General features: G+C 32.3%; 6 protein-coding genes and 1 pseudogene. All 7 read right to left on the reverse strand.

What is annotated here, in order from left to right:
- Positions 1-802: KxYKxGKxW signal peptide domain-containing protein (locus BG261_RS09755; RefSeq protein ID WP_158007200.1), on the reverse strand; the 802-nt coding region annotated here is incomplete at its 3' end.
- A 208-nt stretch (positions 803-1,010) separates the two neighbouring features.
- Positions 1,011-3,617, reverse strand: a complete 2,607-nt coding sequence (gene clpB, locus BG261_RS09760) for an ATP-dependent chaperone ClpB (RefSeq protein WP_070793142.1) — start codon at positions 3,615-3,617, stop codon at positions 1,011-1,013.
- A 222-nt stretch (positions 3,618-3,839) separates the two neighbouring features.
- Entirely contained in the window at positions 3,840-4,157 is a 318-nt protein-coding gene (locus BG261_RS09765) for a hypothetical protein (protein WP_070793143.1), read from the reverse strand.
- 165 nt (positions 4,158-4,322) lie between these two features.
- Complete coding sequence (gene pcp / locus BG261_RS09770) at positions 4,323-4,970, reverse strand: pyroglutamyl-peptidase I (RefSeq protein WP_070793144.1); 648 nt, start codon at positions 4,968-4,970, stop codon at positions 4,323-4,325.
- A gap of 62 nt (positions 4,971-5,032) precedes the next feature.
- Positions 5,033-5,539, reverse strand: a complete 507-nt coding sequence (locus tag BG261_RS09775; RefSeq protein ID WP_070793145.1) for a COG2426 family protein — start codon at positions 5,537-5,539, stop codon at positions 5,033-5,035.
- Between the two features lie 69 nt (positions 5,540-5,608).
- Positions 5,609-6,883 (reverse strand): hypothetical protein, encoded by a 1,275-nt coding sequence (locus tag BG261_RS09780; RefSeq protein ID WP_070793146.1) that lies wholly within the window; start codon positions 6,881-6,883, stop codon positions 5,609-5,611.
- Between the two features lie 127 nt (positions 6,884-7,010).
- A pseudogene (locus BG261_RS09785) lies at positions 7,011-7,519 on the reverse strand (SLC13 family permease); the annotation flags it as partial.

A 7,519-nucleotide genomic window follows, 5' to 3' on the forward strand; every position in this document is an offset into this window, starting at 1 on the left:
TTGTTGGTTCACTTGTACTTGAACTTGTTGGCGCTGTTGGTTCACTTGTACTTGAACTTGTTGGTACTGGTTTAGGAACTGCTCTACCATCCAATAATGCTTGGTACTTGCTAATTAAATCATTACAAACTGGTATTAACGATTTAAATTCAGGAACTCCCCACCAACCATTTTTTTCTGAAAGTCTAATTGCTTCATTGAGATTATCTAACCTACTCTTACTAGTCTTAAGTGAATTTTCAACTATATCCAAAGTATTGTTATAGCTCCATTCATCTTTTTCCATGTTTAAACTTTTTTTGAAGCTATCAGCATTTTCATTATAAAAATCAAGATTTCTAGTTAATGATTTCTTCATACTGTCAAATAAAAGTCTATTTGATTCTTCCATCCTATCTTTTGATTCTTTATCAGCATCAGATAACTCAGGTGCTTCTGTTGTAGATACTTCAGAAGTTGATTCAGCTAATTTACTTTCTTCCACAGTTGAAACTGCCTTTTCAGAAGTAGGTGTAAGATTTGGCTCTTGAACTTGAGATTTTGTCTTAACTTCAGATGTTGCTTGAACCGTAGTAGAAACAAGCGATGATGAAGATGCTTGAGCTTTAGACGAGCTTGATGTACTTGTTGTTGAAACAGCAACATTTGGTTTTGTATTTGCTGCGCTTTCTAAAGTCTGAGCAATACCACCAATACTTGGCGCAAGTGTTCCTCCAATAACTAAAAACGTAACTGGAGCTGTAACCCATAATTTACCTTTTTTAAATTGTTTGTAACGTTTCTTTTCTTCAGTTTGTTTCATACTATAATATCCCTCCATTTTTATAACTATATATTATCATATATACTCAATAAATCAAGAATAAACATTATATCTATAAATAGTATAAATAAATTTTAAAAATATAAATCAAATTAAATATAGATGTTTTGTAAATACCATGAAACTAAATTGAAATTTCAAAAAAAGAAAAAACAAAATATCAAACGATACTTTGTTTTTAACCAATTTATTCGAATTCAGAAGATGGTTCTGTTGAGAATGAAAGTTTATCATCAACCAAAGAGATAGTAACTTTTGTTTTTGGAAGAATCTTACCTGAAACAATTTCTTTTGCAAGTGGAGTTTCAACTTCTCTTGTAATGAAACGACGAAGTGGACGTGCACCGTATGCAGGTTCGTATGAATTTTCAGCAATCCAAGTTTTAGCTTCATCTGAAATTTCAAGTTGAATTTCTTGTTCTTCAAGTCTACCTGAAAGTTGTTTAACAATCTTGTTAACAATTCCTTTAACATCATCAAGACTAAGTGGTGTGAATAGGATTGTATCATCAATACGATTCAAGAACTCAGGTTTGAAGTGAACTCTTAATTGTTCAAGTACTTCACTTTTAACTTCTTCAGGAATTTGACCATCAGCAGTTACCCCATCAAGAAGATATTGAGAACCAATATTACTTGTCATAATAAGAACGGTGTTTTTAAAGTCAACTACTTGTCCTCTTGAATCTGTAAGACGTCCGTCATCAAGTACTTGTAATAAAATGTTGAACACATCTGGATGAGCTTTTTCAATTTCATCAAGTAAGATGATTGTATATGGGTTGCGACGAACAGCTTCTGTTAATTGTCCACCTTCTTCGAATCCAACGTATCCTGGAGGCGCACCAACTAAACGAGACACTGAATGTTTTTCCATATACTCACTCATATCAATACGAACCATATGATCTTCAGAGTCGAATAAGTTTTCAGCAAGTGCTTTTGCAAGTTCTGTTTTACCAACCCCAGTTGGACCTAAGAATAGGAATGAACCTAGAGGACGATTTGGATCTTGAAGACCTGCACGTGAACGAATAATCGCATCACTTACAGCATCAACTGCTTCATCTTGACCAATTACACGTGTATGAAGTGTTTCATTTAACTTCATAAGTTTTTCACGATCACCTTCAACAAGTTTAGAAACTGGGATACCAGTCAAACGACCAACTACATCAGCGATTTGATCTTCTGTAACTGATTCTTGTACCATTGTATTACTTGATGATTCTTTTGATTCAAGTTCTTTTAATTCTTTTTCAATTTTTGGAATTTCACCGTGTTGTAAAATTGCTGCACGTTCCAAATCATAAGAAGATTGAGCATCTTCTAATTCATGCTTAGCTTTATCAAGTTCTGCACGTTTGCTAGAAACCGCATTAACTGCTTCTTTTTCAGTTTCCCATTGCATCTTCATGCTATTTGCTTCTTCACGAAGTTCTGAAAGTTCTTCTTTCAAATTAGCAAGACGTTTTTTAGATGCATCATCAGTTTCTTTTTTTAGTGCTGATTCTTCAATTTCAAGTTGTAGAAGTCGACGAGTAACTTGGTCAAGTTCAGTTGGCATTGAATTCATTTCAACTTTAATGTTGGCACAAGCTTCATCGACTAAATCGATTGCTTTATCTGGTAAAAATCTATCAGTAATATAGCGATCTGATAGGGTTGCCGCTGCGACTAAAGCATTATCATGAATATTAACACCATGGTGGATTTCAAAACGTTCTTTTAATCCACGTAGAATTGATACTGTATCTTCAACAGTTGGTTCTTTTACCAATACTTTTTGGAAACGACGTTCAAGGGCTTTGTCTTTTTCCATGTATTGACGATATTCATCAAGAGTTGTTGCTCCGATTGTGTTGAGTTCTCCACGAGCAAGCATTGGTTTCAAGAGATTTCCTGCATCCATGCTTCCTTCTGTTTTACCAGCACCCACAATATTATGGATTTCATCGATAAAGAGAATAATTTGTCCATCAGACTTAGTAACTTCTTTAAGCACAGCTTTAAGACGTTCCTCAAATTCTCCACGGAATTTAGCTCCGGCAATCAATGCACCCATATCAAGTGAAAAGATTTTTTTGTCTTTCAAATTTTCTGGTACATCACGACGAACTATACGTTGTGCTAAACCTTCTACGATGGCTGTTTTACCAACACCAGGTTCCCCGATTAATACTGGATTATTCTTTGTTTTACGAGATAAAATACGGATTACATCACGAATTTCTTCGTCACGTCCAATAACTGGATCCATTTTCCCATTTTTTACTTGTTCGTTTAAGTCAGTTGCATATTTTTCCAATGCTTCATATTGTTCTTCTTGGTTTTGTGAAGTCACGCGCTCACCTCCTCTTAAGTTTTCAATTGATGTTTTAATTTCTTTTTCGTTTAATCCTTGACTAAGTAAATATTTAGTCAATTCGTTATTTTTGAGTTTCATTAATGCGAGAATTACAACTTCTGTTGCTAAAAATTCATCGCCGAATTCTTCTCTTATCTTATCTGCTTCATTAAACAGATTAAATAAGTCCTGACTGATACTTTGTCCGTATTGAACATTTGTTCCAGATACAGTTGGTATAGAATCAAGCATTTTGTCAACTACTCTTTCAAAATCATTGACGTCTATTCCATTATCAGTATAAAAATTTCTTGCAAAATGATTTGGCTGTAAGAAAATCTTCCATAAATGAGCTACCTCAATACTTTGATTTTGTCTTGTTACAGCAATACCTTGAGCTTCCCCAAGAGCATTTTGCATTGTTGTTGTCATTTTTTCAATATTCATATTTAAAATTATCTCCTTTTACTAGGATTAAGGTCCTATATCAACCTTACAAATACAATTATAACGCTTTGGTCAAAATTGGTCAAACAATATGCTCAGAAATTTCAGACATTTATTAAACTTCACAAGCTAATTATAATAGCATAGAGAACAATAGTAAAATATTTACTGCGAAAATTGAAAAAAGCACATGGATGTCTTAACCATGTACCTTTAAAGACTTTATTTAGACTCTGAATCTGATTTTGTATCTGATTCTAAATCTTTTTCTAATTGTGATTCTACTGATTCTACATAGTCAGCTAAATCTGAAAGTTCTTTTTCAAATTCACCATCAGCATTATCTTCATACTTACCAATTTCTTTTAATACTTTTTTAATTTCATGGATTGCTTTCTTTTCATCGATCCATTCTTTAATTGAATGAGATTTACCATCCAAAGTAAGTTTAGCATAATCAGCAACTGTTGCATCTAAATCTTTAACAACATCTGCGATTTTGTCCAATACTTTTTCTTGTTTTTCATCATAAGTTGCCATTTTAATTCTCCTTCTTTTTTTAAAAGTGAAATTCTCTGCTACTTGTTACATGAGCTAATTATATCCTTTTAATTTATCAAAAACAAAAAATTACTATGTTTTTTTCGAATTTAATTTACAATAAAAAAAACTATATTAGACAATTTAAAAAGTAATCTTTTACGTTTAATCTATGCTCCCTCCAATTACCTTCTTATCATTTTTTCCAATATTTCTGGAAATTATTAATATCATTTCAGTTACAACCTTTAGCATTTTAGTCATATCCATACTAGCAATTTCTTTTTTATTTTCAACTTGCTCAGGTAAGTACGGAATATGAACAAATCCCGTCTTTATATTTGGATGGATTTTATCTTTTATATAGAGTGCTTCATACATTATATGATTGCAAACAAAGGTACCAGCTGTATTGGAAATTTCAATTGGTAAATTTTCTTTCTTCAATTCTGAATAGATTAGTTTTATAGGTAGAGTTGAAAAATAAGCATTTTCTCCATCAGTTTTTATCGTCTGATCAATTGGTTGATAATTAGAGTTGTCTGGGATCGGAGCATCATCAATATTAATTGCAACTCTCTCTATACTTACTTTGCTTCTACCACCAGCTTGACCAATATTTATTATATAATCTGGATTTACTTCCATTACTTTTTTAAACAGAATAGAAGAAGATCCTTCAAAAGATGTAGGTAACTCTAGTTTTTCTAAAGTAAAATTGCCAATTTTATAATCAAGTTTTTTAACAAGTTCCCACGACGGATTAATACTTTCCCCGCCAAATGGTTCAAATCCAGTTATTAATAATTTCATAACCCCTCCTAGATATATATTTAAATTTTGGGGAAAAATAAAAACACCAAATGATGTTTTATTTATACGTGATGCACTAAATCAGGTAGTAAATACGCAAGAACTAACATAATAATTGCTGATATTACTACTCCTAGAAAAATTACAGGAAGTGATTTTTTTGGATTGAGACCTAAAAGCGCTGCAATTAGAGCACCAGTCCATGCACCAAACCCCGGCAAAGGAATAGCTACAAAAATCAATAGACCTAGATTAAGACTATTGGGATGGTTTTTCTTAAGTTTTTCACCACCAGAGCGTCCTTTTTCTACTATTTTTTGCGATAATTTTTTAATAGGCCCATGAAGACTTAAAAAGTCTAATATTTTTTCAATGAAAAAAATGATAAATGGAACTGGAAGCATAGTTCCTAAAATTGCGATTGGCGTCGCAGTATACCACGGGACATGCATAAGACTTGCTGCAACTAATCCACCTCTTAACTCAAGTACTGGTAAGACTGAGATTATAAACACAATTGCTTCTGGGCTTAAATGATTTTCTAAAAATGATATGACAGTTTGAACCATAAAATCCTCTTTTCTAAGTTTTTATTATGAAATAAAAACGCAAAATTGTAAAGAAGAAACTATCTTCATCTATTCGACTATATGCCTTCCCAAATATATCCCACTCGCTGCAGCATGACTCAAAGAATAGCTTACTCCCGAACAATCCCCAACAAAATATAATCCTTCAACGCTTGATTGAAAAGTCGAGTCCGTTTTAATTTTTGGAGAATGAAATTTGATATCAATCCCATATAAAATTGAATTTCCTTCAATACCATTGTCTAGTAATACATCTAATTCATGCAGAAACTCTTTTGTATCATCTAATAAATCTTCAGGTAAATAGATATATAAATCAGACTCTCGATAGTTCATACTTTTATTTATTGTATTTTTTTTCTTAAAATATGGATCAAAATTTGAAAGTTTTTGACCTATAAGTTCATCATTACCTTTATTAATTTCTTCCATCATATTGTTTAAGTAATTCATTAATCGTGATTCGTCCTCAAAATAATATGGTTTAAATAAACAAAAATTCAAATTATCACTTAGCTTTCCTTCGCGGTGATTTTGCCCATCAGCTAGAGAAAAACCCAACATTTTCTTTGGTATGATATTCCCACTTTTATTCATACAATAGGTATAAAGATCCTTGTAGAACATTTTGACTTCTAAATCATCTCCTAATACTTGATTAAGTTGATTTGAAGGCATCTCCATCCTTAGTCCAAAATCTACACGAGATTTTTCCTTGGTAAGTTGAAATTTATCTGATAAATTTGTTACAAAATCACTGTTTATACCTGTAGCAATAATTAAATTTCTCGATATTATTAAATTTTCAACTCCTTCAATTTTTATTAGAAATTTTGAATTCTTTTTTTCAATTCCTAAAATATTTACTGAATTTATCACTTGAGTATTATTTTCCACCAAATAATTAAATATACTTTTGATAACTTCTTTTGATAACTTCCTGCCAAGATGTTTTACCTTATTATCAATAAAACGTATTTTACTTTCATCTGGTGCTTGAAAATAATGGCTCTGATAATCTAAGCTATCTTTCCCGTTAAATTCATTTAGATATTCTTCAACCTTTGATAAATAATAAGTAGTATTTTGAAGACCAATTTTATCAACCAAATCACCTCCGAAATCTACTGAAAAATTATATTTTCCTTCTGAGATTCCAAGACCGCCAAATCCATTATATACATCACTTTCAGTCCTATTATCCAATGATGGGCCTTTTTCAATGATTAAAATTTTTGCTCCGGGCTTTTCTTTTATAATTTCAATGGCTGTAAAAAGCCCACTAACTCCTGCACCAATAATGGTAAAATCAAATTCGTTCATTTGTAAACCTCTGTCTAACATACGTGTTTACTGTTTATTTTAATTCAATTAATCCATTATTACAAGAATCAAAAAACACGGAATTATTCCGTGCTTGTGGTTATTGATAAAACTTTAATTGTTACTACTAGATTTTAAATGGCATTAAACCAAATACCACTGCTACTACTAAATAAACGATGAATAATCCGATTGCCCATAATGCACTCTTCTTTTGCCATTGTCCCATGTCTACATCTGTTAAGCGTAGTAATACATAAATGAATGGTACTAATGGACTCAATAAGTGGAAAGCTTGCCCAATTAATGAAGCAAATCCTAGTTGTAATGGTGTGAATCCATAGTTTACTCCTGCTTCTGCTAATACTGGTAGTACTCCATAGTAGAAGGCATCGTTTGATAGGAAGAATGTTCCTGGTGCTGATAGGAAGGCAACAACCAAGCCCCAATATGAGCCCCATGATGCTGGAATAACTGATGATAGACTTGTCGCAATTGCTTTATCCATTCCCGTTCCAGCAAGGATTCCCATGAAGATTCCTGCTGCGATTACTACCATGGCTACTTGTCCACCATCTGGTAGATTAGCTTCAATACGAGCGCGTTGATCTGATAGTTTTGGATAGTTAATCATTA

It is taken from the genome of Floricoccus tropicus (assembly GCF_001832905.1).
In the GTDB taxonomy this organism is placed as follows: domain Bacteria; phylum Bacillota; class Bacilli; order Lactobacillales; family Streptococcaceae; genus Floricoccus; species Floricoccus tropicus.

Coding starts and splice junctions, on each gene's coding strand:
- clpB (WP_070793142.1), bottom strand. CDS start 3,617: ATGAATATTGAAAAAATGACAACAACAATGCAAAATGCTCTTGGGGAA.
- BG261_RS09780 (WP_070793146.1), bottom strand. CDS start 6,883: ATGAACGAATTTGATTTTACCATTATTGGTGCAGGAGTTAGTGGGCTT.
- BG261_RS09775 (WP_070793145.1), bottom strand. CDS start 5,539: ATGGTTCAAACTGTCATATCATTTTTAGAAAATCATTTAAGCCCAGAA.
- pcp (WP_070793144.1), bottom strand. CDS start 4,970: ATGAAATTATTAATAACTGGATTTGAACCATTTGGCGGGGAAAGTATT.
- BG261_RS09765 (WP_070793143.1), bottom strand. CDS start 4,157: ATGGCAACTTATGATGAAAAACAAGAAAAAGTATTGGACAAAATCGCA.